The organism is Rhodopseudomonas telluris (genome assembly GCF_042432815.1).
Lineage (GTDB): Bacteria > Pseudomonadota > Alphaproteobacteria > Rhizobiales > Xanthobacteraceae > Rhodopseudomonas > Rhodopseudomonas telluris.
The window spans coordinates 827,214-851,811 of record NZ_JBHLWM010000005.1; the positions used below are offsets into that span (position 1 = coordinate 827,214).

The 24,598-nt window shown below is 65.9% G+C and carries 22 protein-coding genes; 8 read left to right on the plus strand and 14 right to left on the minus strand.

Going from position 1 to position 24,598, the window contains the following annotated elements; all coding sequences use genetic code 11:
* Window positions 1-140: 140 nt before the first annotated feature.
* Window positions 141-965, plus strand: coding sequence for an aldo/keto reductase (locus ACFFJ6_RS15400; RefSeq protein ID WP_378389191.1), 825 nt, complete (start codon window positions 141-143; stop codon window positions 963-965).
* A 111-nt stretch (window positions 966-1,076) separates the two neighbouring features.
* On the opposite strand, the gene ACFFJ6_RS15405 is transcribed toward ACFFJ6_RS15400, so the two are convergent.
* Window positions 1,077-1,700 carry a class I SAM-dependent methyltransferase gene (locus ACFFJ6_RS15405; protein WP_378389193.1) on the minus strand — a complete coding sequence of 208 codons (624 nt, stop codon included), beginning with the start codon at window positions 1,698-1,700 and terminating at the stop codon, window positions 1,077-1,079.
* Between the two features lie 224 nt (window positions 1,701-1,924).
* Here ACFFJ6_RS15405 and ybaK point away from each other — a divergent pair, with 224 nt between their 5' ends.
* The 6 genes from ybaK (at window position 1,925) to ACFFJ6_RS15435 (ending at window position 7,850) form a co-directional block, all read left to right on the plus strand.
* On the plus strand, window positions 1,925-2,401 hold the full coding sequence (gene ybaK / locus ACFFJ6_RS15410; RefSeq protein WP_378389195.1) for a Cys-tRNA(Pro) deacylase: 477 nt from the start codon (window positions 1,925-1,927) through the stop codon (window positions 2,399-2,401).
* Window positions 2,402-2,675: 274 nt separating this feature from the next.
* A complete protein-coding gene (locus ACFFJ6_RS15415; protein ID WP_378389197.1) occupies window positions 2,676-3,164 on the plus strand; it encodes a GNAT family N-acetyltransferase in 489 nt (162 codons plus the stop codon).
* A 227-nt stretch (window positions 3,165-3,391) separates the two neighbouring features.
* Window positions 3,392-4,678, plus strand: coding sequence for an NAD(P)/FAD-dependent oxidoreductase (locus tag ACFFJ6_RS15420; RefSeq protein WP_378389199.1), 1,287 nt, complete (start codon window positions 3,392-3,394; stop codon window positions 4,676-4,678).
* 116 nt (window positions 4,679-4,794) lie between these two features.
* Window positions 4,795-5,715, plus strand: coding sequence for a DMT family transporter (locus ACFFJ6_RS15425; RefSeq protein WP_378389201.1), 921 nt, complete (start codon window positions 4,795-4,797; stop codon window positions 5,713-5,715).
* Between the two features lie 106 nt (window positions 5,716-5,821).
* Window positions 5,822-6,727, plus strand: coding sequence for a DMT family transporter (locus tag ACFFJ6_RS15430; protein WP_378389203.1), 906 nt, complete (start codon window positions 5,822-5,824; stop codon window positions 6,725-6,727).
* Window positions 6,728-6,878: 151 nt separating this feature from the next.
* Window positions 6,879-7,850, plus strand: a complete 972-nt coding sequence (locus ACFFJ6_RS15435) for a Bug family tripartite tricarboxylate transporter substrate binding protein (protein ID WP_378389205.1) — start codon at window positions 6,879-6,881, stop codon at window positions 7,848-7,850.
* Between the two features lie 157 nt (window positions 7,851-8,007).
* On the opposite strand, the gene ACFFJ6_RS15440 is transcribed toward ACFFJ6_RS15435, so the two are convergent.
* Window positions 8,008-10,101: a methyl-accepting chemotaxis protein gene (locus ACFFJ6_RS15440; RefSeq protein ID WP_378389207.1), complete on the minus strand. Its 2,094-nt coding sequence runs from the start codon at window positions 10,099-10,101 to the stop codon at window positions 8,008-8,010.
* Window positions 10,102-10,315: 214 nt separating this feature from the next.
* On the minus strand, window positions 10,316-11,287 hold the full coding sequence (mbfA, locus tag ACFFJ6_RS15445) for an iron exporter MbfA (protein ID WP_378389209.1): 972 nt from the start codon (window positions 11,285-11,287) through the stop codon (window positions 10,316-10,318).
* A gap of 184 nt (window positions 11,288-11,471) precedes the next feature.
* Here mbfA and ACFFJ6_RS15450 point away from each other — a divergent pair, with 184 nt between their 5' ends.
* On the plus strand, window positions 11,472-12,827 hold the full coding sequence (locus tag ACFFJ6_RS15450; RefSeq protein ID WP_378389211.1) for an esterase-like activity of phytase family protein: 1,356 nt from the start codon (window positions 11,472-11,474) through the stop codon (window positions 12,825-12,827).
* 144 nt (window positions 12,828-12,971) lie between these two features.
* Here the strand turns inward: ACFFJ6_RS15450 and ACFFJ6_RS15455 are convergent, their stop codons facing one another.
* The 11 genes from ACFFJ6_RS15455 to ACFFJ6_RS15505 all read right to left on the minus strand — a co-directional run bounded on the left by ACFFJ6_RS15455 (window position 12,972) and on the right by ACFFJ6_RS15505 (window position 24,520).
* Window positions 12,972-13,310, minus strand: a complete 339-nt coding sequence (locus tag ACFFJ6_RS15455) for a hypothetical protein (protein ID WP_378389213.1) — start codon at window positions 13,308-13,310, stop codon at window positions 12,972-12,974.
* A 146-nt stretch (window positions 13,311-13,456) separates the two neighbouring features.
* Window positions 13,457-15,139, minus strand: a complete 1,683-nt coding sequence (locus ACFFJ6_RS15460; protein ID WP_378389215.1) for a methyl-accepting chemotaxis protein — start codon at window positions 15,137-15,139, stop codon at window positions 13,457-13,459.
* A 187-nt stretch (window positions 15,140-15,326) separates the two neighbouring features.
* Window positions 15,327-17,012 carry a methyl-accepting chemotaxis protein gene (locus ACFFJ6_RS15465; RefSeq protein WP_378389217.1) on the minus strand — a complete coding sequence of 562 codons (1,686 nt, stop codon included), beginning with the start codon at window positions 17,010-17,012 and terminating at the stop codon, window positions 15,327-15,329.
* A 227-nt stretch (window positions 17,013-17,239) separates the two neighbouring features.
* Complete coding sequence (serA, locus tag ACFFJ6_RS15470) at window positions 17,240-18,829, minus strand: phosphoglycerate dehydrogenase (RefSeq protein WP_378389219.1); 1,590 nt, start codon at window positions 18,827-18,829, stop codon at window positions 17,240-17,242.
* 167 nt (window positions 18,830-18,996) lie between these two features.
* Window positions 18,997-20,169 carry a phosphoserine transaminase gene (locus ACFFJ6_RS15475; protein ID WP_378389221.1) on the minus strand — a complete coding sequence of 391 codons (1,173 nt, stop codon included), beginning with the start codon at window positions 20,167-20,169 and terminating at the stop codon, window positions 18,997-18,999.
* Window positions 20,170-20,464: 295 nt separating this feature from the next.
* On the minus strand, window positions 20,465-20,743 hold the full coding sequence (locus ACFFJ6_RS15480; RefSeq protein WP_378389223.1) for a hypothetical protein: 279 nt from the start codon (window positions 20,741-20,743) through the stop codon (window positions 20,465-20,467).
* A 166-nt stretch (window positions 20,744-20,909) separates the two neighbouring features.
* The gene (locus ACFFJ6_RS15485) at window positions 20,910-21,260 is read right to left on the minus strand and encodes a hypothetical protein (protein WP_378389225.1); all 351 of its coding nucleotides are present in this window, start codon (window positions 21,258-21,260) and stop codon (window positions 20,910-20,912) included.
* Between the two features lie 107 nt (window positions 21,261-21,367).
* Entirely contained in the window at window positions 21,368-22,669 is a 1,302-nt protein-coding gene (locus ACFFJ6_RS15490) for a methyl-accepting chemotaxis protein (protein ID WP_378389227.1), read from the minus strand.
* Window positions 22,647-23,171 (minus strand): PAS domain-containing protein, encoded by a 525-nt coding sequence (locus ACFFJ6_RS15495; protein WP_378389229.1) that lies wholly within the window; start codon window positions 23,169-23,171, stop codon window positions 22,647-22,649. Before ACFFJ6_RS15495 ends, ACFFJ6_RS15490 begins: the two co-directional genes overlap by 23 nt.
* Before the next feature lie 273 nt (window positions 23,172-23,444).
* Window positions 23,445-23,915 (minus strand): GNAT family N-acetyltransferase, encoded by a 471-nt coding sequence (locus tag ACFFJ6_RS15500; protein ID WP_378389231.1) that lies wholly within the window; start codon window positions 23,913-23,915, stop codon window positions 23,445-23,447.
* Window positions 23,915-24,520: a glutathione S-transferase family protein gene (locus ACFFJ6_RS15505; RefSeq protein WP_378389233.1), complete on the minus strand. Its 606-nt coding sequence runs from the start codon at window positions 24,518-24,520 to the stop codon at window positions 23,915-23,917. The genes ACFFJ6_RS15500 and ACFFJ6_RS15505 overlap by 1 nt, the downstream gene beginning before the upstream one ends.
* Window positions 24,521-24,598 lie beyond the last annotated feature (78 nt).

A 24,598-nucleotide genomic window follows, 5' to 3' on the forward strand; every position in this document is an offset into this window, starting at 1 on the left:
GCCTCGCTGCCAACAAACCGGATGACGGGGCGACGGCTCGGCGAAGGACCTATTTGCGCCGCGGGCTATTGACGGCACGTCGAGACCGACGAGCTACATTCCCATTGGCAGCCGCCGGGTGGCGGCACGCAGGAGACCGCATGGAGACGATCAAGACGCAGGGGATCGAGGTCCCCCGGCTCGGACTGGGCACATTCAAGATGCAGGGCAAGGACTGCCACGAGGCGGTGCTGAGCGCGCTCGGCATGGGCTATCGCCACATCGACACCGCCGAGATGTACGCCAACGAGGACGCGGTCGGCGACGCGCTGCAGGACAGCGACGTGCCGCGCGACCAGATCCACCTCACCACCAAGGTGTGGTGGCAGAATCTGGCGCCCGACGCGATCCGCAAGGCGTTCGACCAGAGCCGCCGCAAGCTGAAGACCGACTATGTCGATTTCTATCTGATCCATTGGCCGGCGCCGGATATGAATCTGGGCGCTGCGCTGGAGACGCTGCTGCGGATCAAGGACGAAGGCGGCGCCCGCGCGATCGGCGTCTGCAACTTCCCGGTGGCGCTGCTGCAGCAGGCGGTCGAGGAGATCGGCGCGCCGATCGCCTGCAATCAGGTCGAGTACCACGTGCTGCTCGGGCAGGCGAAGCTGCTGGCCTATATGCAGGAGAAGTGCATCCCGCTGACCGCCTACGCGCCGCTGGCGCAGGGTCGCCTCGCGTCGTTTCCGGAGTTGCAACAGATCGCCGAGAAGCACGGCGCCACCGCCGCCCAGATCGCGCTCGCCTGGCTGCTCGAGCAGGATTGCGTGATGGCGATCCCGAAGGCGCGCAGCGAAGCCAGCCAGAAGAGCAACCTCGACGCGCTCAAGGTCCGCCTCGACCAGGACGACCGCGCCATGATCGCCAAGCTGCCGAAAGACCAGCGCTTCGTGAACCCCGGCTTCGCGCCGCAGTGGGACGAGGGGTAAGGGCTGACAGCCCTATGACTTGTCGTGCAAGGTTTACCAAGCACGCAACCCCTGCCCCGATCCCCGTCATTCCGGGCGCTTGCGTAGCGAGCGACCCCGGAACGACCGGGGCTAATTGGCAGCCTTTCGCGCCACGATGTAGTGGGCGTGCTGATTGCTCCCGAAGGTGTGGCTGGCTTCGATGACGAAGCCGGCTTCGGTGATGGCGCGGCGCAGCTCGGCATTGCGCAGCACGGCGAAGCGCGGGATCACGCCGAACGCCTGCAATGCCGGGATCACCAGGCGGCGCATCAGGATATTCATGTCGCGGAAGCAATAGGTCTTGCTGATCAGCAGGCCGCCGGATTTGAGGTTGCGGTGGATCTCCCGCAGCGTCGCGCGCATGTCGGGCACGAGGTGCAGCACCAGAAACGCGCAGATCACGTCGAACGGCGCGCCGTCGAACGCCTGCTCGGCATCCGCCACAACGAAGCTGAGATTTGCCGGTGCCGGCTTGGCGCGCGCGATCCGGATCATTTCGGCCGAACCGTCGGTCGCCCGCCAGCGCGCCACATGCGGCGCCAGCCGGATCGCCGCGCCGCCGGTGCCGCAGCCGATCTCCAGCACCTCGTCGGTCGAGGACAGCCAGGATGCCGCATCGGTGAGCATCGCCTCGTAGGCGGCGACGTCCTTGATCGGCCGCGCCGCATAGCGCTCCGCCACCCTGTCCCAGAACTGCGTGCTGCGATCGGTCATGGAGGCCTCGTTCGATTCAATCGCAGATGTAGCGCAGCACTATGACGCCGAGAACCACGGCGAAGGGCGAAGCCCCGAACCCACCGTCATTCCGGGTTCGCGCGCTGTGGTCGCGCCCCGGAAAGACATGCGTGGGTGGGGCACCGGCAATTGCCCGGCTCGTGCCTACTTTGCTACACCACCGCCACGGCACGAAGCCCCGCCAAAACATCCGGTCGACGCCCATGTCCAAATCCACCCGTGCGACGCAGACGCTGGAGAAGCTCGGCGTCTCCTTCAAGCTGCACAGCTACGACTACGACCCGAACGCCGATGCGATCGGGCTGGCGGCGGCGGCCGCGCTCGGCGTCGAGCCGCGGCGGATGCTGAAATCGCTGATGGCCGAACTCGACGGCAAGCCGGTCTGCGCCGTGATCGCCTCCGACCGCGAAGTCAGCATGAAGAAGCTCGCCAGCGCGCTGGGCGGCAAGAGCGCGAAGATGATGAAGCCGGCCGACGCCGAACGGCTGACCGGTTACTACGTCGGCGGCATTTCGCCGTTCGGCCAGAAGAAGCGCGTGCCGGTGGCGATCGACGAGGCGGCGCTGGCCGAGACCACCGTGTATCTCAACGGCGGCCAGCGCGGCCTGCAGATCGAGATCGATCCGCGCGACGCCGTGAAGGCGCTCGGCGCGGTGACCAAGTCACTCGCGGCGGAGTGAGTCGCAACGCTTTCGCCACGTGTCCCGGACGAGGCGCAGCGCGCAGCGCTGTGCCGCCGATCCGGGACCCCGGTTGTGTTCAGCACCGCGTCAACCGGGGCCCCGGATCTGCAGCGCAGTCCGCCGCTGCGCGGCGCACTGCGCTTTGTCCGGGGCACGATCCATTCCGACCAATACGCTGATAAGTCCTAATCGCGATTATCACCTTGTCGGCGCCGATTGCTTTGGCGCTCTCGCTCTTTATGCTCGCATCATCAGCGCCGGGGGACTCGCCATGACGGAGACAATCGCAGCGCAAGGCGAGGTTCGCGCGCTCGGGCCGGCCGACACCGACCGTTACTGCAATCACCTGACACGACTCGATGCGGACGCGCGGCGGATGCGGTTCTTCGCCGACGTCTCGGATTTCCACGTGCTGTTTCATGCCGGCGCGGCGCTGTCCGACGGACGCGTGGCGATCGGCTATGTCGAGGACAACGAGATCCGTGGCGCCTGCGAACTGCTGACCAGTACCGACGATCCGCACGGCGCCGAGGCCGCCTTCAGCGTCGAACAGGACTGGCGCTGCCGCGGTATCGGCGGGCTGCTGATGACCGCGATGATCGACGCGGCGCGGCAGCGCGGCGTGCAGCGCATCGAACTGCAATGCCTGAAGACCAACCTGCCGATGCAGGCTCTGGCGGCGCGCTTCACCTCCGACCTGCGCCAGATTGGGGACACCACGCTGGCGGTGCTGGACAACAGCCCGGCGGCGGCCGGCTGAGACGCCCATCGCGGGTCGCCTTCGACCAAAAGCCCCTTGCCATCCCGCCCAATATATTCTTACATTCGAATTTATGAAGATATTGGCAGCCTGACGCGCGGCCCTGCCGGCGGCGGTCGGATGCCAGCACAACCACACCAAGCAGCCACAACAACAAGCATCGGCGAGCTGCGGCCGGATCACGGGAAACGCGAAGCCGCCGGTGCGCGGCGGAAGGGAGACGGCAGATGGCACATATCCTGATCATGGGCGCCGGCCTGGGCGGCGTGGTGATGGCCTACGAGATGAAGGATCTGCTCGGACGTGACGACACGCTCACCGTCGTCACCAAGGATCCGATCTATCACTTCGTGCCGTCGAACCCGTGGGTCGCGGTGAAATGGCGAACGCGCGAGGCGGTCGAGGTCAACCTCGCGCCGGTGTTTGCGCGCCGCGGCATCGACTACAGGCCGGTGCCGGTGACCAAGGTCGAGCCGGGGCAGAACCGCGTTCAGCTCGCCGACGGCAGCGTCGTGGATTACGACTTCCTGATCATCGCCACCGGCCCCGAGCTCGCCTTCGACGAGATCCCCGGCCTCGGCCCCGACGGCTACACCGCCTCGATCTGCCATGTCGATCACGCGGTCGAAGCCTCCGAGCGGTTCGAGCAGTTCTGCAAGAACCCCGGCCCGATCGTGACCGGCGCGGTGCAAGGCGCGTCGTGCTTCGGCCCGGCCTATGAGTTCACCTTCATCCTCGACACCGAGCTGCGCCGCCGCAAGATCCGCGACCGCGTGCCGATGACCTTCATCACCCCGGAGCCCTATGTCGGCCATCTCGGCCTCGACGGCGTCGGCGACACCAAGGGTCTGCTCGAAGCCGAGATGCGGCAGCACCACATCAAGTTCATGACCAACACCCGCGTCGCCAGGGTCGAATCCGGCAGCATCGTTGCCGAGGAAATCGCCGACGACGGATCGGTGAAGAAGACCGCCGAGCTGCCGTTCGGCTTCTCGATGCTGATCCCCGGCTTTCGCGGCATCGCGCCGCTGCGCGGCATCGACGGACTGGTCAATCCGCGCGGCTTCGTGCTGATCGACAAGCATCAGCGCAATCCGAAATACGCCAATGTGTTCGCGGTCGGTGTCTGCGTCGCGATCCCGCCGACCGGGCCGACGCCGGTGCCGTGTGGCGTGCCGAAGACCGGCTTCATGATCGAGTCGATGGTGACGGCCACCGCGCATAACATCCGGCAGATCCTCGACGGCGGCGAGCCCACGCATCAGGCGACGTGGAACGCGGTGTGCCTCGCCGATTTCGGCGACAGCGGCGTCGCCTTCGTGGCGCAGCCGCAACTGCCGCCGCGCAACGTCAACTGGTCGGCATCGGGCGCGTGGGTGCACAACGCCAAGATCGCGTTCGAGAAGTACTTCATGCGCAAGATGAGCCGCGGCGAAAGCGAGCCGTTCTACGAGAAGGCGATGCTCGACATTCTCGGCATCGGCAAGCTGAAGAAGACGACCGAAACGGTGTAGCAGCGCGCGTCCGCCGGCCGGACCCCGGCGGCGCATGGGGCGGATGCTTGCGACGGGGTTGCGAAAGCCGCGGATTTGGGCACAAGTCGCCTTGTTCCTCAGCAAAGCAGCCCATCGTGACCTCCGCCCCAAGCCCGCTCGCGCGTCTCGCCGACCAGCCTTATCTCCTGCTCAGCCTGACGTCGCTGTTCTGGGCCGGCAACGCCATCGTCGGACGCTTCATCGCCGGCCACTTTCCTCCGGTGACGCTGTCGTTCCTGCGCTGGAGCGTCGCGTTCCTGATCGTGATTCCGTTCGCCTGGCGTCACCTCGTGACCGACCGGATGATGATCCGTCGCCACATCAGGCTGATGGTGGTGGTGTCGATCATCGGGATCAGCACCTTCAACACGCTGCAATACACGTCGCTGCAATACACCACGGCCCTCAACGTGCTGCTGCTCCAATCGACCGGGCCGCTGTTCGTTGCGATCTGGGCGCTGATCGTGCTCGGCGTCCGGATGACGCTGGCCCAGGCGATCGGCGCGTTCGCATCGATGATCGGCGTGGCGGTGATCATCCTGCACGGCAACATCGCCGAACTGGCCGCGATCGATCTGAACTACGGCGACCTGTTGTTTCTCGGCGCGATGGCGGCGTTCGGCCTGTTCACCGCGCTGTCGCAGAAGCGGCCGGCGATCCACGGCCTGTCGTTCCTCGCCTTCACCTTCGGCTGCGGCGCGCTGTTTCTGATCCCGCCGCTGATCTGGGAACTCTCGGTGAAACCGGCGCCGGTGTTCGACGTCACCAACGTGGCGGCGGTCGGTTACGTCTCGATCTTCCCGTCGATCCTGGCCTATCTCTGTTACAACCGCGGCGTCCGGCTGATCGGCGCCAACCGCTCGGCGCCGTTCTTCCACCTCGTCCCGGTTTTCGGCTCGGCGATGGCGATCCTGTTCCTCGGCGAACGGCCGCATCTCTATCACGCGGTCGGCTATGCCCTGGTGTTGGCCGGCGTCGTCATCGCGGCGCGCAGGCAGAAGACCGCCGAGGCGTAGCGGCGCGGGGCGGCCCCTGCCCGCGCATGCCGGCATTCCGCCACAGGCCTTTGCGGCCCGGCCGAATTCAGGCATGGCTGGCAGTCCCTCCAACCGCCCGTGACGCTTGATCGCCCTGTCCCGCAAGGCCTTCGGCTGGCTCACTGACCAGCCTTATCTTCTGCTCAGCCTGACCTCGTTGTTCTGGGCCGGCAATATCGTGCTCGCGCGCGCGGTCGCGGGCCACATTCCGCCGGTGGCGATGTCCTGCGTGCGCTGGATCGGCGCGATGCTGGTGTTGCTGCCGTTCGCCTGGCCGTATCTGCGGCGCGACTGGCCGAAGCTGCGCAAGCACTGGGTGTTGATGATCGTGCTGTCGGCGACCGGCTTCGCGATCAACAACGTGCTGTCCTATTGGGGCCTGCAATACACCCAGGCGCTGAACGCGCTGCTGCTGCAATCCTCCGGGCCGCTGTTCGTGGCGCTGTGGTCGCTGCTGCTGTTCGGGGTGCGGCTGACCTGGACGCAGGCGATCGGCATTGCGCTGTCGCTGCTCGGCGTCCTCACCATCATTCTGCGCGGCGACCTGCTCGCCCTAGCCGGGATCGAGCTCAACCGCGGCGACCTGATGGTGGCGGGCGCGCTGTGCGCCTTCGGGATGTATTCGGCGCTGATGCCGAAGCGGCCGGTGACGCATCCGCTGTCGCTGATTATCGTCACCACCGGCGGCGGCGCATTGCTGCTGCTGCCGTTCGCGGTGGCGGAGTTCGCCGCCGGCATCCGGCCGAGCGCCGACTGGATCACCACGGCGTCGATGGCGTATGTGGTGATCTTCCCCTCGGCGCTGGCGTATCTGTGCTTCAACCGCGGCGTCGCGCTGATCGGACCGAACCGCTCGGCGCCGTTCCTGCATTTGATGCCGGTGTTCGGCTCGGTGATGGCGATCGTGCTGCTCGGCGAAAAGCCGGAACTGTTCCACCTCGCCGGCTACGCGATGGTGATCGCGGGCGTGTTCATCGCGGCGCGGCGATAACCGCCGGCGTTCGCCCCTCCCTCTTTCTCTCACCCCACACCGTCATTCCGGGGCGCTCGTGACCCCGGAATGATGTGCTTGGGGGCCTCGCCTTTTCGTCCCGTTTCGCGCAGTCTGTGCGGACAAGAACAAGACGTCCGGGAGGATTCTGATGCGATCGATCTGCGCCGCGTTTGTGGCTGCCGTGCTGTTGTCCAACGTCGCCGCCGCGCCGGCGCGCGCCGACGCGACCTACCCCAACCACAACATCACGCTGGTGCTGCCGTTCGCGGCGGGCAGCGGCACTGACACCACGACACGGCTGATCTCGCAGAAGCTCGGCCAGGCGCTGGGCGTCGGCATGGTGATCGAGAACAAGGCCGGCGCCAACGGCATGATCGCCGCGACCTATGTGGCGCGCGCCAAGCCCGACGGCTACACGCTGTTCGTCACCACCAACACCACGCATTCGGCCAACCCGTATCTGCTGAAGAACCTCACCTACGACCCGGTGAAGGACTTCACCCCGGTGGCGCGCACCGGCGACCTGCCGTTCATGCTGGTGGTGCACCCGGACGTGCCGGCCAAGACGGTCGGCGAACTGATCGCCTACGCCAAGGCCAATCCGGGCAAGCTGACCTACGCGTCGGGCTCGTCGTCGGCGATCGTGTCGGGCGCGACCTTCGCCCGCAAGGCCGGCATCGACCTGCTGCATGTGCCCTACAAGAGCTCGCCGCCGGCGATGAACGACGTGATCGGCGGCCGCATCACCATGATGTTCACCGACGTGCTGACCGGCTTGCCGCACGTCCAGGGCGGCGCGCTACGCGCGCTCGCGGTCACCACCAAGGACCGCTCGCCGCTGGTGCCGGACCTGCCGTCGATGCAGGAAGCCGGCGTGCCGGATTTCGACATCACCTCGTGGCAGGGCTACTTCGCGCCGGCCGGCACGCCGAAGGAGGTCGTGACCAAGCTCAACACCGAGATCCGCAAGATCGTCGAAGACCCCGAGACCAAGGCCAAGCTCGCGACGCTGGGCATGGACGCGTTCTCAGGCAGTCCCGAAGATCTCGGCAAGTTCGTCGATGATCAGCTCGTGCTGTGGGAGAAGCTGGTGCGCGAGGCCGGGATCGAGAAGCAGTAGGAGAGCTGCGGGCAATCAAACAGATCGGCACCGCTGCATCCGTCATTGCGAGCGCAGCGAAGCAATCCAGTGTCGTACACCGGGCTGGATTGTTTCGTCGCTGCGCTCCTCGCAATAGCGTCGAGGCGTATGGAGAGACCTCTGGACGAGGTGCCGTTCACGCCACCCGTACGGTGTGCAGGAATTTGCCGACTTCGAGTTTCAGGCGATTGCTTTCGCCGGCCAGCGCATTGGCGGCGGAAAGCACTTCGGCGGCGGCCGTGCCGGTGCCGGCGGCACCGTGTTCGACCTCGATGATATTGGCCGACACCGCGCGCGTGCCTTCGGACGCCTGCTGGATGTTGCGCGAGATCTCGCGCGTCGCGGCACCCTGCTCTTCCACTGCCGACGCGATCATCGCGGCGATCTCCGACATCCGCTCGATCGTCCCGCTGATCGCCTTGATGGCGTCCACCGATTCATGCGTCGCGGCCTGGATGCTGGCGACCTGCTGACCGATCTCCCCCGTCGCCTTGGAGGTCTGTTCGGCAAGCGCCTTGACCTCGGCGGCGACGACCGCAAATCCGCGCCCCGCTTCGCCGGCACGCGCCGCTTCGATGGTCGCGTTGAGTGCCAGCAGATTGGTCTGGCTGGCGATCGAATTGATCAACTCGACAACGTCGCCGATGCGCGATGCCGCTTGCGACAGCGCCTCGACGCGATGATTGGTGTGCGCCGCCTGCTGCACCGCCTCGGCGGCGATCTGCGCCGAGCTCTGCACCTGCCGGCTGATCTCGTCGACCGACGCGGTCATCTCCTCGGACGCGGATGCTACCGACTGCACGTTGGTGGACGCTTCCTCCGAGGCGCTGGCGACCTGCACGGTGAGATGCTGGGCATGCGCGGCGTTGCTGCTCAGCGTCTCGGCCGAAGCGTTGAGTTCGGTCGCGGCCGACGACACCGTCTCGATGATCTCACCGACGGCGCCTTCGAAGTCGTCGGCGAGCTTGTGCATGTCGGCGCGGCGCTGTGCGGCGGCCTGCGACTCCTGCTGCATCTTGGCTTCGGCTTCCTCGCGCGCCTTGGCGGCGGCGTGCACCTTGAGCGCCTCGACGGCCTGCGCCATGTCGCCGATCTCGTCCTTGCGGTCGAGCCCCGGCAGTACCAGGTCGAGCTGCCCCTGCGCCAGCTTGCGGAGCGCGCCGCCGAGCTCGGTGAGCGGCCGCAGAATGCGGATGAAGGTGATCCACAGGCTGACCAGCACCAGCGCCAGCGCGCCGCCGAGCGCCACCAAAGCGGTGATCAGACGCGAGGTGCTGCGCGCGGCATCCTGGGCGGCTTCGGCATCGGCCTCGGTCCCAATCGCCCGCGCCAGCGACAGGATCGAATCGACGCCCGCCGTCGCCTTGGCGAAGTAATCAGGGCCGGCGAGCGGGTAGTTGCCGCTGTCGCCCGCGGCGAGCACATCGCCGCGGATCTTGCCGTAAGCGCCGAAGTAACCGGCCTCGACGCTCTCGATCGCGGCCGCCACCTCTCGCGGCGTGTCGGCGCGCTGCCTCAGCGTCGTGATCATCGGCCAGGCGAGATCAATCTGGCCGCGGAAGCCGGCGAGATCGCGAATGTTGTCGGCCGAGAGCTTCGCTCTGGCGCTGACCAGCCCGACGAGATAGCCGCGCTCGCGGCCGGCGTTCTCGCCCATCACCGACACCAGATGCCGCATCGTCACCATCTTCGACAGCGGCGCCGACGGCGCGTCGGTCAGCGTTTCCAGAGTCTGCCGCAGCGAGGTCGCGGAGCTATCGATGCTGCGGGTCATCGCGGCAAACGCGCTCCGCACCAGCTGAGGATCGCGGCCGGCCGCCGGCAGGTCGATCGCCTGATCGATCCTGCTCCGCAACTCCTTGTGGGCGGCCATTGCCCGCTGCGCGTCGGCGATCGCGGCGGCGCCGGCGGCCATTTCGGGCACCTGCTGGATCGCCACGATGGCTTCATCGAACGCCGCGTCGCCCTCGCGCCGCGCCTGATCCAGCGCGCCGCGGCGCGTGCTGTCCGCCGCGGCGGGCGCACTCAGCGCCGAATTGGTTTGGCCGCGCTCGAGCGCCCAATGACCGGCGCTCTTCAGCAGCAGAAGCGAGATGCGGTTGACGGACAGGAACGCTTCCGACCGTTGCCTTCGCAAGAAGGCGTCCCGCGCCTCCAGCCCGGCGAACACGATCGCCGTCAACGCCAGCGCCGCCACGACGAGCGGCAACAGAATCCTGATCTTCAACATGGTGAGCCCCCAATATGCGCTGGTCCGTAGGGCACGGCTCGGCGCCCGGAGCCCTTCGCAATGGCGGGCTCGCGTCAAACCGAGCGGCAGTATTCGTCTTTGAAAATGCCGGTACCCGAATAATCGTCGGTATTGGAGGATAGTTACAATTGGATCAGTTTCGGTTAATTTCCCGCCCTAGTAGCAATACCGTCCTACCATCGTCGAATCCGAATTACGCGCCGCCGATCAATATCCCCACGGCCAGCACGATGACGCCGCCGAGTACGATCTGAAACACGGCGTGCAGGAACGGCGTGTCCATGTACTTGGCGCGGATATAGGCGATCGCCCAGAGTTCGACGAACACCACCAGACTGGCGATGGCGGTCGCGATCCAGAACGCGTTGGCCCAGGTGTCCGGCACCAGATAAGGCAGCGTGTGGCCGAGGCCGCCGATCGTGGTCATCAGGCCGCAGATGCCGCCGCGCAGCCAGGGCGAGCCGCGGCCGGTCATCGAGCCGTCGTCCGACAGCGCCTCGGCAAAGCCCATCGAGATGCCGGCGCCGATCGACGCCGCGAGGCCGACCAGGAAGGTCGGCCAGTTCTGATGCGTCGCAAAGGCCGCGGCGAACAGCGGCGCCAGCGTCGACACCGAGCCGTCCATCAGCCCCGCGAGGCCGGGCTGGACGTATTGCAGCACGAACATCCGCCGCGCGGTGTGGTCTTCGGCGCTGCGCGCGTCGGGGGTGAGGATGCGATCGGTGAGCTGCGTCGCGCGCTGCTCGTGGCGCTTCTCGAATTCGGCGAGGTCGGTGAGCAGCTTGCGGATGTGGACGTCGGTGGCACGCTCGGCGGCGCGCTCGTAGAAGCGCTGCGCCTCGAACTCCATGGTCTCGGCTTCCTTGCGGATGCGCTCGAGCGGCAGGTTGCGGGTCAGCCAGATCGGTCGGCGGCGGATGAAGCCTTTGACATCCTCGCGGCGGATCGGCGGCAGATCGGGCCCGAACCGCTCCTCATACATCCGCAGCAGCATGTGCCGGTGGCCCTTCTCCTGCTGGGCCATCTCCCTGAACACCTTCGCGGAATCCGGATAGCGGTCGGCAAGGTCCTCGGCGAAGGCAAGGTAGATCCGGCTGTCCTCCTCCTCTCCGGAAATCGCAACGGCCAGGATCTCGCGCTCGCTCAGGTCGGAAAACGCCTTCATCTGCTACAGCTCACGGTATTTTAGAACGGTTCTAATCTCTACGCCGGGGCGCTGGCCGTGTCAAAGCAGCGCCCCGGGCCGGCATTTCGCCGCAGGGACCGTCATCGCCGCTTCACCGAAACGTCAGCCGCGTGTGATCCGCCGCCGCCACAAGTCCGCGATCGACCACACAGGAGGCTTTCCCATGCGAAAATTGCTGCTCGGTTCCGTCGCGGTGCTGGCGCTGGCGTCATCCGGTGCGCTGGCGCAATCCGAAGGCGAATTCCCGGCGACGCTGGCCGGCCACGCCGTGCTGCCCGCCGCGACCTTCATCGATGCCCCGGCCGATGCGCCGGCCGACCTCAAGACGTCCGGCAAGTACATCACCGGCAAGCGCGTCACCGAGATCGGCAGCGTCGAGGGCAAGTCCAACGGTCGTCCGACCGGCCTGTCGACCCCGTTCAAGGGCCAGCCGCTGCAGGGCCATTCCGGCATCAAGACGATGCCCGACGGCACGTTCTGGGTGCTGACCGATAACGGCTTCGGCTCGCGCTACAACTCGGCCGACTCGATGCTGTACCTCGACAACTACAAGATCGATTGGCAGAACGGCGCGGTCGAGCGCAAGCAGACCGTGTTCCTGCACGACCCGGACAAGAAGGTGCCGTTCCGCATCGTCCACGAGGACACCGACAAGCGCTATCTGACCGGCGCTGACTTCGACACCGAAGGCTTCCAGATCATCGGCGACAATTTCTGGATCGGCGACGAATTCGGTCCGTACATCCTGAAAACCGACCTCACCGGCAAGGTGCTGGCGGTGTTCGAATCGCAGGCCGACGGCAAGCCGATCAAGTCGCCCGACCATTGGTCGGTGCAGTCGCCGGGCGCGCCGGGCGCGACCTACACGGGCGTCAACCTCAAGCGCTCGAAGGGCTACGAAGGCTTCGCCGCTTCGAAGGACGGCAAGTTCCTGTACGGCCTGCTCGAAGGCCCGCTGTGGGACGCCGACAAGAAGGATTGGGAAAAGGTCGACGGCAAGGAAGCCTCGCGCATCCTCGAATTCGACGTAAAGGCGGAGAAGTTCACCGGCCGCTCCTGGAAGTACGTGTTCGAGCAGAACGGCAACGCGATCGGCGACTTCAACATGATCGACGACCGCTTCGGCCTGGTGATCGAACGCGACAATGGCGAAGGCACCAAGGACAAGGCCTGCCCCGAAGGCAAGACGGGCACCGATTGCTTCAATGACCTCGCCAAGTTCAAGCGCGTGTTCAAGATCGAGCTCAGCGACGCGACGGCCGGCCAGCCGGTCCGCAAGGTCGGCTACATCGACCTGATGAAGATCCGCGATCCGAACAAGAAGGCCCGCAAGCCGCTGACCGACGGCGCGCTGGCGTTCCCGTTCTTCACCATCGAGAATGTCGACAAGGTCGACGAAACGCACATCATCGTCGGCAACGACAACAACCTGCCGTTCTCGTCGAGCCGCGATCCCAACAAGGCCGACGACAACGAGTTCGTGCTGCTCGAAGTCGCGGACTTCCTGAAGGCGAAGTAAGCGGACGGCATTCGTCGCCGTCCTTGCGAGCACCCGGATCGCCGCTTCGCGCCGTCCGGGCAGAGGCTCCGCGAAGCAATCCAGTCGCGCGGTCAGCGTGCCATGGATTGCTTCGTCGCTTCGCTTCTCGCAATGACGAGGCCCTCAGGCCGCCGGCGACATCCAGCGTGACAGGCGGGCGAACATGCCCGGTTGGACCAATGGCGCGGCTTCGTCGGCGGTGTCGCCGATGTGGTGGAGAAAGCGTTCGAGGAAGCACTGGTCGCCGGTTTCGGTGACGGCGAATTCGTCTTCGCCGCTGACGACGATGTAATCATAGGCGATCGGCCCGACGAACGGCAGCGTCGGGGCGCTCGCGATATCCTTGCTGATCACGAACTCATCGGGATCGAGCCCGCGCGCGATCATCGTGCGGGTCAGCATATTCAGGTTGCCGACGAACTCCGGTTCGAACGCAACAGTCCCTTGCAACGATATCGGCATGCGCTCCCTTTCGGTTCGGCAGGCATGCCCCCAGCCTTTGAATAGTCGCGCTGTTGCACGCGCCGGTTCAAGCGTGATGCGCTCACACAGCAGTCACGTCTGCGCGAAACGAGCGATGCCGCATCGCAGCATCGCTGCTCGATCCGTTAGGCCGCGCGCACCTTCTGCAGAAAGTCCTCGACCGCGGAGCGCAGCGCGCCGGACTGGCTGTCGAGGGCCCCAGCGTGCGACAGCACCTGCGAGGCCGCGTCGCCGGTCGCCGATGCGGCGGCGCTGACTCCGCCGATGTGGCTGCTGATCTCGCTCGATCCCGCCGCGACCGACTGGATATTGCGGGCGATATCGCGTGTCGCCGCGCCCTGCTGTTCGACCGCCGACGAGATCGCCATGGTGATCTCGCTCATCTGGCCGATCGTCGAGGTGATGCCACTGATCGACTGCACGGCGTTGGCGGTCGAGGACTGCATCGCCGACACCTGCGCCGAAATCTCTTCGGTCGCCTTCGCGGTCTGGCTCGCCAGCGCCTTCACCTCGCTCGCCACCACGGCGAAGCCGCGGCCGGACTCGCCGGCGCGCGCCGCCTCGATGGTGGCGTTGAGCGCCAGCAGGTTGGTCTGCGACGCGATCGAGTGAATCAGCTGCACGACCTCGCCGATCTTCTCGGCGCTGACCGAGAGCTGCATCACCGTCTCGTTGGTGTGCTCGGCATCGCTGACCGCCTTGCCGGCGATCTCCCGCGACTGCTGCACCTGCCGCGAGATCTCGTGAACCGACGCGGACAGTTCTTCCGAAGCCGAGGCGACGGTGCCGACCATGCCGGCGGATGCATCCGAGGCCGCGCCGACCGCGGCGGCACGCACGCTCGCATCCGACGCGGTGGACGTCATCGACTGCGCGGTCTGCTGCATCTCCCGCGTCGCCAATCCGACGCTCTGCACCACGCCGTGCACGCTGCGCTCGAAATCGTCGGCGATGCTCTGCATCAGCGCCCTGCGTTCGGCCGCGGCGCGCTGCTGCGCCTCCTGCTCCTGCTGCTCGAGACCGCGAATCCGCAACGCATTGTCCTTGAAAACCTGCACCGTCTTGGCCATCTCCCCGACTTCGTCGCCACGCTCGACGCCTGGAATGGCGCCGTCGAGTTCGCCACCCGCGAGCGACGTCATGCGCGCGCCCAGCGCACCGAGCGGCTTGGTGATGCTGCGGCCGAGCAGCCAGGCGATCAGCGAGCAGACCGCGCCGATCGCGATGATGGCGGCGGCGAGCCCCCACAGAATCGGACGGAGCTTGTCATCGATGTCGTCCAGATAAGCGCCGGAGCCGACGAACATGTCCCAGCCGGGAAGCGCCACCACGTAGCCGAGCTTGCGCTGCAACTCCTGGGAGTTCGGCTTCTGGAATTCGTAGAACATCAGATGGGCGCCCTTGGCGGCGACGCCATCGCGCAGTTCGCGCGTCAAAGGCCTTCCATTGACCAGCGCGTCGAGGCGGTTGGTACCGGCCTTGAATCCGGGCAGATACACCACGGTGCCGTCCATCTTGTAGACGAACAGATAGCCGACGCCCTTATCGTAAGTCATCGTCGGGGCGAGGCGCACGAAGTCGGCGATCGCGGCGTCCTTGGTGAGTTGCCCGGCGTCGACCTGCTTCTGCAGACCGGCCGCCATGGAGACGGCGCTCTCGACGATCGCCTTGGTCTGGTCGACCCGCGCCTCCAGCATTTCCCTCTTCAGGGTCGAGGCGGCAAACAGACCGGCCATTGCGAGACCAACCATCGCGACCGCAACGATAATGCCCAGCTTCGGGGTGATTCGAAGATTGCTGAATTTCACCAGGATGACTCCGCACGCAAGCATTGCGTGCGGCATAGTTATCGAGATTGATTTTCGGTTCCTTTACGATACGAACCCTTAAAAACCCGAGGGTGGTATCCCGGACATCGCAGCAAAACGCCGCCCCGAAGGGCGGCGTCGTGTGACTTGCAGGCAGCCAGCCGAAGCTGACCGCAGCGAATGGAGATCAGGCGGCGCGAACCTTGTGCAGGAAGTCATCGACCGCCGATTGCAGCGCACCGGACTGGCTGTCGAGCGCACCGGCATGCGCCAGCACCTGCGAGGCCGCGTCGCCCGTCGCCGATGCGGCGGCGCTGACGCCGCCGATGTGGCTGCTGATCTCGCTCGATCCCGCCGCGACCGACTGGATGTTGCGGGCGATATCGCGCGTCGCCGCGCCCTGCTGTTCGACCGCCGACGAGATCGCCATGGTGATCTCGCTCATCTGGCCGATCGTCGACGTGATGCCGCTGATCGACTGCACGGCGTTGGCGGTCGAGGACTGCATCGCCGACACCTGTGCCGAAATCTCTTCGGTCGCCTTCGCGGTCTGGCTCGCCAGCGCCTTCACTTCCGACGCCACGACCGCGAAGCCGCGGCCGGACTCGCCGGCGCGCGCCGCCTCGATGGTGGCGTTGAGGGCCAGCAGATTGGTCTGCGACGCGATCGAGTGAATCAGCTGCACGACCTCGCCGATCTTCTCGGCACTGACCGAAAGCTGCATCACCGTCTCGTTGGTGTGCTCGGCGTCGTTGACCGCTTTGCCGGCGATGGTGCGGGATTGCTCGACCTGGCGGGAGATCTCCTGAACCGACGCGGAGAGTTCTTCCGAAGCCGAGGCGACGGTGCCGACCATGCCGGCGGAGGCATCGGAGGCCGCGCCGACCGCGGCGGCGCGCGAGCTGGCGTCCGACGCGGTCGAGGTCATCGACTGCGCGGTCGCCTGCAGCTCGTGAGTCGCGTCGGCCACGCTCTGCACCACGCCCTTGACGCTGCGCTCGAAATCGTCGGCGATGCTCTGCATCAGCGCCCGCCGCTCCGCCGCGGTGCGCTGCTGTGCCTCCTGCTCCTGCTGCTCGAGGCCGCGGATGCGCAGCGCGTTGTCCTTGAACACCTGGACCGTCTTCGCCATTTCGCCGACTTCGTCGCCGCGCTCGATGCCGGGAATCGGCTCGTCGAGCTGGCCGCCGGCGAGCGACTGCATCCGCGCGCCGAGCCGGCCGAGCGGACGGGTGATGCTGCGCGAGATCAGCAGCGCGAACAGGCCGGCGATCAGCGCGATCGCCAGCACCGAGACGCCGAGCGTCCAGAAGATCGGCCGCAGCTTGGCGTCGATATCGTCGAGGTAAGCGCCGGTGCCGACGAACATGTTCCAGCCCGGGATCGCCACGCCGTAGGAGATCTTGCGGATGTTCTCGTCGGTGCCGGGCCGGCGGAAGTCGTAATGCAGCGTCACGTCGCCCTTGGCGGCGACGCCGTCGCGCAGCTCGCGCACCAGATAGCGGTCGCCGGTCGGCGTGTTCATGCGGTTGGTGCCGATCGCCTTCTTGTCCGGTGTCGCGATGGTCAGGCCGTCCATGGTGTAGGCGAACAGATAGCCCTGGCCGTTATCGTAGGTCAGCATGCTGGCGTCGCGCGCGAACTGGGCGAGCGCCGCCTCCCTGGTGAGCTCTCCCGCATCGACCTGCTTCTGCAGCCCGAGCGCCAGATTGCGGCCCATCTCGGCGATCGCCTTGGTCTGCTCGAACCGCGCGGTCAGCATTTCGCGCTTCATCATGTAGCCGGCGAACAGGCCGGCAAGGCAGAGGCCCAGCAATGTCCCCCCGATCAAGAGGCCGAGCTTGGGGGTGATACGAAGATTGGAAAATTTCAACGAAGCCTCCGACGGTACAAAGGCGCGCCAACCGAGGCGCGAAATGAGCGCCTTGTACAATTACGGGTGAAATGTTCCCGGAGTGTTACCGCAGTGCGGCCGGCTCGATCGGAGCGCGGCCGGAGATGAATCCAGCGTAAACAAAAAAATCCCTCCCCGAGGGGAGGGATTTTCGCAACGAACGTTTCACGTCCGGACCACGAGGCCCGGAGGACAAACCGCAGCTATCAGAACACCAGCGCCTTGGCCTGCTTCACCTGCGGCAGCTCCTGCACCTTGGCGATGACGTCGGCCGGGGCCGCGCCGTCGATCGTCACCAGCGCGATGGCGTCGCCGCCTTCGCTGTGACGGCCGAGGTTGAAGGTCGCGATGTTGACCTTGGCGTCGCCGAGCAGGCTGGCGAACTTGCCGATGAAGCCCGGCTTGTCTTCGTTGGTGACGTAGATCATCGACTTGCCGAACTCGGCGTCGACGCGGATGCCCTTGATGTCGACCAGGCGCGGCTTGCCGTCGGCATAGACCGTGCCGGACACCGAGCGTTCCTGCTTATCGGTCGCGACCGTCAGCGTGATCAGGCTCTCGTAGTCGCTTTCGGCGGCGCGGACGACCTCGTCCACCACCATGCCGCGCTCCTTGGCGATCACCGGCGCTGAGACGACGTTGATGTCGCCCAGCATCGGCCGCAGCAGGCCGCTCAGCACGGCCGAGGTCAGCGCCTTGATCTTCATCTCGGCAACCTCACCCTCGTAGGTGATGGTAACCTTGGTGATGCCGGTGTCGGTGAGCTGGCCGGCGAACGAGCCGAGCTTCTCGGCCAGCTCGATGAACGGCTTCAGCTTCGGGGCTTCTTCGGCGGTGATCGACGGGAAGTTGACCGCGTTGGTGATGGCGCCGCTGAGCAGGTAGTCGCTCATCTGCTCGGCGACCTGCAGCGCGACGTTCTCCTGCGCTTCGGTGGTCGACGCGCCGAGATGCGGGGTGCAGATCACGTTGGGCAGGCCGAACAGCACGTTGGTGGTTGCCGGCTCTTCGGAGAACACGTCGAACGCCGCGCCGGCGACATGGCCGGACTTCAACGCTTCGGCGAGCGCGGCTTCATCGACCAGACCGCCGCGGGCGCAATTGATGATGCGCACGCCCTTCTTCATCTTGGCGATCGCGGCCGCGTCGATGATGTTCTTGGTCTTGTCGGTGAGCGGGGTGTGCAGCGTGATGAAGTCGGCGCGCTTGAAGATGTCCTCGAGCTCGACCTTCTCGACGCCGATGTCCTTGGCGCGCTCCGGCGACAGGAACGGATCGAACGCGATCACCTTCATCTTCAGGCCGAGCGCGCGGTCGGCGACGATCGAGCCGATATTGCCGCAGCCGATCACGCCGAGCGTCTTGGCGGTGATCTCGACGCCCATGAAGCGGTTCTTCTCCCACTTGCCGGCCTGGGTCGAGGCGTCGGCGGCGGGGATCTCGCGGGCCAGCGACAGCATCATGGTGATGGCGTGCTCGGCGGTGGTGATCGAATTGCCGAACGGCGTGTTCATCACGATGATGCCCTTGGCGGTCGCCGCGGGAATCTCGACGTTGTCGACGCCGATGCCGGCGCGGCCGATCACCTTGAGCTTCGACGCCTTCTCGAGGATCTTCGCGGTTGCCTTGGTGGCGGAGCGGATCGCGAGGCCGTCATAGTTGCCGATGATCTCGGCGAGCTTCTCTTTGTCTTTGCCGAGCGCCGGCTGGAAATCGACGTCGATGCCGCGATCCTTGAAGATCTGCACGGCGGCTTCCGACAGCGCGTCGGAAATGAGGACTTTGGGAGCGGTCATGGGATGTCTCCTTACCCTCCCCTCGAGGGAAGGGTCGGCGCGTAGCGCCGGGGTGGGATGAAAGCATCGAGAATGGAAATTGGAATCCGAGGGCGGGGAGAGTCTGTCACCCCACCCCGCCGCACCTATGGTGCGTCGACCCTCCCCCTCCAGGGGAGGGTGACGAACTACGCCGCCTGCGACAGGCCGGCCTTGGTGGTCTCGAACGCGTAGTCGAGCCACTGCGTCAGCGTGGCGACGTCGGCGGCTTCCACCGTGGCGCCGCACCAGATGCGCAGACCGGCCGGGGCGTCGCGATAGGCGCCGAGATCGTAGCCGGCACCTTCCTTCTCGACCACCGCGACCAGCTTCTTGGCGAAGTCGGCCTGGGCTTCGGGCGACAAGGCGGTGATCGCCGGATCGACGACCTTGAGGCACACCGACGTATTCGAGCGGATCGCCGGATCCGCGGCCAGGAAGTCGGCCCACTTGGCCTTCGCTTGCCAGTCGGTCAGCACCTTGGTGTTGGCGTCGGCACGGGCGATCAGGCCCTTGAGGCCGCCCATCGACTTCGCCCAGTTGAGCGCGTCGATGTAGTCCTCGACGCAGAGCATCGACGGCGTGTTGATGGTCTCGCCCTGGAAGATGCCCTCGATCAGCTTGCCGCCCTTGGTGAGGCGGAAGATCTTCGGCATCGGCCAGCTCGGCGTGTAGCTCTCGAGACGTTCCACGGCGCGCGGGCTGAGGATCAGCATGCCGTGCGCGGCTTCGCCGCCGAGCGCCTTCTGCCAGGAGAAGGTGACGACATCGAGCTTCGGCCAATCCAGCGGCTGCGCGAAGGCGGCCGAGGTGGCGTCGCAGATGGTCAGGCCTTCACGGTCGGCCTTGATCCAGTCGGCGTTCGGGACGCGCACGCCGGAGGTGGTGCCGTTCCAGGTGAAGACGACGTCGGTGTTGCAATCGACCTTGGAGAGGTCGGGAATTTCGCCGTAACCAGCCTTGAGCTTGGTGACGTTCGGGAGCTTGAGCTCCTTGGTGACGTCGCCGACCCAGCCGTCGCCGAACGATTCCCAGGCGAGCGTGGTGACGGGACGCGGCCCGAGCAGCGACCACAGCGCCATCTCGACGGCGCCGGTATCGGAAGCGGGGACAATGCCGATCTTGTAGTCGGCGGGGACCTCGAGCACGTCGCGGGTCAGGTCGATCGCGAGCTTGAGCTTGGCCTTGCCGACCTTCGCGCGATGCGAGCGGCCGAGCGGGGCGTCCTTGAGATTTTCGGGGGACCAGCCGGGGCGCTTCGCGCAGGGGCCGGAGGAGAATTGCGGCGCATTCGGCCGCGAAGCGGGCTTCGCTACAGTCATAGTCTATCCTTCCAGATAGCTGCCTCTCGGTGGGGAGAGGTTTCCCGCCGCTGGGGATAGTCCTTTGGGGCCGAAAGTCAAGGATCTCGCAGCTCAGGGAGATTCCGGACAGGGGCCTGCCGAGGCCACCCCGCTTGTCGTCCTCCGCCAGTCCGGATGGAGCCGTGCGCGGCTGTGGCAAACTTGTGGCAGCCGAATTCTCAGACCTGCCCCTCTCAGTCCCAGATGATCGCGTGGTCGCCACGCAGAAGCGAGCGGTGATAACTCACCGCTCGCTCCGTCGTGCAGTTAGTAGTTATCGGGCGGTGCCGGTTCCCGCCGGGGCGCCGGCTGCACCGGACCCGGTGGTCGCACCCGAGGCGGCGCCGCTGCTTGCCGACGATCCGGGAGGCGCCGTGACCGAACCGGCATTCGACGCGCCGCCTGGCGTCGAGCCTTGCGATGCGGACTCGCCGCCCGCCTTGCTGGGTGAATTCAACGTCGTCGTCCCGCTGCTGTTCTGGGCCGACGCGATCGCGGTGGAGGCCAGCAGCGCGGCTGCGATCACCGCAGACATTCCGAACTTGGATGACATTCGATACTCCCTCGGGTTGTGTGCGGGACTAACCGTGGACTGCGCGCACCGTTCCGTGCGCGATAGCGCAAAGCATGACGCCGGCAGAGTCGCGATATTGCGCTGCCGCGCACGCAGCAAAACGGCCGCTCACGCGGCCGCCTCATCGTTGCATTCGCTTGACTTGTTACTTGCCGACAGGCGACGGAAAGCCGGGCGAGTTCGGATTGTCGCCGGGCAGCCCGCTCGGCGAAGCGCCTGTGCCGATGCGGCCAGGTGACGTCGTGTTCGCCACGCCGGGCTGATTGATGCCGGGGCTGTTGAGGCTCGATCCGGTGGTGGTTCCTGTAATGCCGGTTCCGGTGGCGGTGGTGCTGGAGCCGCCGGGGGCGGCGCTGATGCCGGCGGTGCCGGGGCTTTGCGCGCCGGTGGTCGGATCGACGGCAACGCCCGACGAACCGGGCGTCGTGGTCTGCGCTTGAGCCGCGGAGGCCACGAGCAGCGTGGCGATCAACGTCGTCGTGGATAGCAGGCGCATAGTGAGTCTCCGGTTTGATGTCCGGGACCAACCACCGCCCGCCGCGGCCGTTCCTTCCAGCGCCGCGATTGCCGCAGTGCGCTGGCAGGCGAGCCGTCGTCCAGCGACTACGCCACCTTGGCGAGGAACTGCCGCACTTCGCTGCGCAAGGTCTCGACCTCGTGTGCGATCTTGCCCGAGGCGTCGTTGACCCGGGAGGCGATGCGCCCGGTGTCGTCGGCGGCCTGACTGATGCCGGAAATATTGCCCGAGACTTCGCTGGTGCCGCTCGATGCCTGCTGAACGTTGCGCGCGATCTCCCGCGTCGCGGCGCCCTGCTGCTCCATGGCGGCCGCGATGGTGTTCGACACTTCGCTGATTTCGCCGATGCGCCGGCCGATCGCTTCGACAGCCTGGACGGATTGTTCGGTGATCTGCTGCACCTCGGCGATCGCCGAGGCGATCTCTTCGGTTGCCTTGGCGGTCTGGCTCGCCAGCGTCTTCACCTCGGAGGCGACCACCGCAAACCCCTTGCCGGACTCGCCGGCGCGGGCCGCCTCGATCGTCGCATTGAGCGCCAGCAGATTGGTCTGCGCCGCGACCGCGTTGATCAGCTTGACCACATCGCCGATCCGCTGCGCGGCGTCGGCGAGATTGCGAATTTTCTCGTTGGTCTGCTGAGCCTCCTCCACGGCGTGATGCGTGGCCGAGGACGACAGCGCAACCTGCCGACTGATCTCGACGATCGACGCCGACAGTTCCTCGGTGGCGCTGGCGACGCTCTGCACATTCGCGGAGGCCTCCGACGAGCCGGCGGCGACGCCGCTCGACTGCCGGCTGGTTTCTTCCGCCGCCGCCGCCATGGCAGAGGAGTCCGAGCGCAATTCCACCGCGGCTCCGGCGAGCGCTTCGGCGACGCGATCCATACTCGCGGCGAAGCCCTGCGCCTGCTTGGCGGTGTCGCGCACCCGTCGATCCATCGAGTCGGTGCCGCTGTTGATGACGTCGGCGGCATTGCGGAACGAGCCCGGCAAACCGCGGGTCAACACCTTGCGGAAGCATTTGCCGTGCGACGCATACTCCATCGACGCCGAGGCTTCGCGGATGAAGGCGTCGACGATGTCGAGCGCGTCGTTGATGCCGGCCTGGGCGCGGCCGATCTCGCCGCCGTCGCGGCGGCCCATCACACGACTTTCCAGATCCCCGCGCTTGGCGCTCTCGCAGACCTCGGCGATCTCGCCGACCGCCGCCGACGCCCGCAGCGTCGACCAAATCGCAAAGCCGATCAGAAGTAGTGCCGGCAGCATCGCCGCCGCTTCCGCCAGGAAGCCGAACGGACCGAATACAAGCCGAAGACCACCGAGGGCCGCGGTCGCGATCAGCGCGCCGGACAGCGCGAGCACCGCCTTAGACAGAGAAGATGAATTCATCATAACCCAAGCCCTGCTTCTTCAGCATGTCCATCAACATCGCGTAGCCGCTCATCATGCCGTCCTTGGCGTTGCGATGGCGGTTTTCCTCCTCGCGAATCTGCGCGTAAAGCGGCTCGATCTTGGCGAGCTGGGTCGGGGTGGGCTTGCGGCGATTGGAGTGGAAACCGAGAACGTTGCGCTGCGCGTCCAGCGTCGGCGTGACATGGGCGAACACCCAGTAGTGGTCCCCGTCGCTCGCCATGTTCACCACATAGGCGAAGATTTCCTTCTTCTCCTGAATGGTGTCCCATAGCAGCTTGAAGATGGTACGCGGCATGTCCGGGTGCCGGATCATGCTGTGCGGCGCACCGATGACTTCGTTGCGCGGATACTTCGACAGCCTGATGAACACATCGTTGGCGTATGTGATGTGTCCCTTGAGATTCGTCTTCGACACGATCAGTTCGTCCTCGCCGAATGGGCATTCGACGCCCGTCGGCTTGACCTGCGGCCTGGCCATTTAGAATTTCCTCAGGCAGGAGCGAGAGCCGGGGGCTCTCAAACCGGGTGATATATCGTCCAGCTAATTCAATGTGACGAATATGACCGTCGTGAATTACTGCGATCTTAAAGATGTTCCGCGTAACTCTACCAGTATTGATCAAAATAACCGTGCAGGCGTGCTCGTCGTTCTACGAGATGCGCAGACGCCAGGCGAAGTCTGGCCGTCTCTACCGGAACCAGTGCAACTGGAGAGCAGACGTCAGACTGGAGAAGATCTAACCAGTCGCGGTTATTCGAATCGAATTGTCATGCCGACATGGCTCGGTGAGAAGCCCAGCCGTGCGTAGAAACGCTGGGCGTCGACGCGGCTGTTGTGCGTGAACAGCTCGACCAGCCGGCAGCCGCGCTGCCTCGCCTCCGCGAGCGCCCACTGCACCATCAATTCGCCGATTCCTCGGCTGCGGCAGTCGGCGGCGACGCGCACATCTTCGATGATGCCCCGCGACGAGCCTTGTGAGCTCAATCCGGGCAGCACGGCGAGCTGCAGGCAGCCCACCACGCGACCCAACGCGGTTTCGGCCACCACCATCTGAATTTGCGGCGCGGCTGTCATCGCATCGAACGCCGCGTAGTACGAGTCCGGCAGCGGATCCTCGACCCGTTCGCGGCCGCGGCCGAGATGATCGTCGGCGAGCATGGCCACGATGGCGGCAACATCGGCGCGCCGCGCCGGGCGAAGCGAGATCCCGTCCTTGCTCATCACGATCGCGTCGCCCCATCGACAGGCGCAAGGCCGAGCACGTGTTCGGCGTCGGCGATCCAGCGCTCCACCGCCGGATAATTCTGGAGCGCAAAGCCGCCTTCATGCGCAAGCCGCGTATAGGCGAGCAGCGATACGTCCGCCAATGTGGGGCGTTCGCCGACCAGGAACGTCGAGTCCGCGAGATGGTGCTGCATCAACGCCAGCGCGGCGTGACCACGCTTCACCCGATCAGGATCGAGCTCGGAGGCCGGCCTGCCGAGATACACCATCTGATAGCGACACACCGCGATGGCGGGTTCATGGCTGTACTGCTCCCAGAACAGCCACTCGTCCATCTTCGCGGCGAGATAGGCATCGTCAGGGACGAGATCGCTGTCCCGCGCCAGATAGCGGATGATTGCATTGGACTGCGCCAGCGCCCTGCCGTCGTTCAGCACCACGACCGGGACCTGCCCGGCGGGATTGAGCGCGAGGAATTCCGGCGACCGCGTCTGGCTCTTCAGGATGTCGACAGCGACCCATTCATAGGGCAGCGACAGCGCATCGCACACCCACTTCACCTTCAGGCAATTGCCCGAGTTGAGATCGCCGTAAATCCGCATCGTCGCTCCGCCCTGATCGCGCGAACAGTCGATCAGGCAGCGGCGACTTCGTCAATGTGCCGAACGATGACGCTCGGC

Bases quoted from the DNA above. Each gene is read 5' to 3' on its own strand.
- ACFFJ6_RS15500 (WP_378389231.1), bottom strand. From the start codon at position 23,915: ATGAGCAAGGACGGGATCTCGCTTCGCCCGGCGCGGCGCGCCGATGTT.
- ACFFJ6_RS15475 (WP_378389221.1), bottom strand. From the start codon at position 20,169: ATGACTGTAGCGAAGCCCGCTTCGCGGCCGAATGCGCCGCAATTCTCC.
- ACFFJ6_RS15490 (WP_378389227.1), bottom strand. From the start codon at position 22,669: ATGAATTCATCTTCTCTGTCTAAGGCGGTGCTCGCGCTGTCCGGCGCG.
- ACFFJ6_RS15415 (WP_378389197.1), top strand. From the start codon at position 2,676: ATGACGGAGACAATCGCAGCGCAAGGCGAGGTTCGCGCGCTCGGGCCG.
- ACFFJ6_RS15450 (WP_378389211.1), top strand. From the start codon at position 11,472: ATGCGAAAATTGCTGCTCGGTTCCGTCGCGGTGCTGGCGCTGGCGTCA.
- ACFFJ6_RS15480 (WP_378389223.1), bottom strand. From the start codon at position 20,743: ATGTCATCCAAGTTCGGAATGTCTGCGGTGATCGCAGCCGCGCTGCTG.
- ybaK (WP_378389195.1), top strand. From the start codon at position 1,925: ATGTCCAAATCCACCCGTGCGACGCAGACGCTGGAGAAGCTCGGCGTC.
- ACFFJ6_RS15505 (WP_378389233.1), bottom strand. From the start codon at position 24,520: ATGCGGATTTACGGCGATCTCAACTCGGGCAATTGCCTGAAGGTGAAG.
- ACFFJ6_RS15405 (WP_378389193.1), bottom strand. From the start codon at position 1,700: ATGACCGATCGCAGCACGCAGTTCTGGGACAGGGTGGCGGAGCGCTAT.
- ACFFJ6_RS15455 (WP_378389213.1), bottom strand. From the start codon at position 13,310: ATGCCGATATCGTTGCAAGGGACTGTTGCGTTCGAACCGGAGTTCGTC.
- ACFFJ6_RS15420 (WP_378389199.1), top strand. From the start codon at position 3,392: ATGGCACATATCCTGATCATGGGCGCCGGCCTGGGCGGCGTGGTGATG.
- ACFFJ6_RS15495 (WP_378389229.1), bottom strand. From the start codon at position 23,171: ATGGCCAGGCCGCAGGTCAAGCCGACGGGCGTCGAATGCCCATTCGGC.
- ACFFJ6_RS15485 (WP_378389225.1), bottom strand. From the start codon at position 21,260: ATGCGCCTGCTATCCACGACGACGTTGATCGCCACGCTGCTCGTGGCC.
- serA (WP_378389219.1), bottom strand. From the start codon at position 18,829: ATGACCGCTCCCAAAGTCCTCATTTCCGACGCGCTGTCGGAAGCCGCC.
- ACFFJ6_RS15435 (WP_378389205.1), top strand. From the start codon at position 6,879: ATGCGATCGATCTGCGCCGCGTTTGTGGCTGCCGTGCTGTTGTCCAAC.
- mbfA (WP_378389209.1), bottom strand. From the start codon at position 11,287: ATGAAGGCGTTTTCCGACCTGAGCGAGCGCGAGATCCTGGCCGTTGCG.
- ACFFJ6_RS15400 (WP_378389191.1), top strand. From the start codon at position 141: ATGGAGACGATCAAGACGCAGGGGATCGAGGTCCCCCGGCTCGGACTG.
- ACFFJ6_RS15440 (WP_378389207.1), bottom strand. From the start codon at position 10,101: ATGTTGAAGATCAGGATTCTGTTGCCGCTCGTCGTGGCGGCGCTGGCG.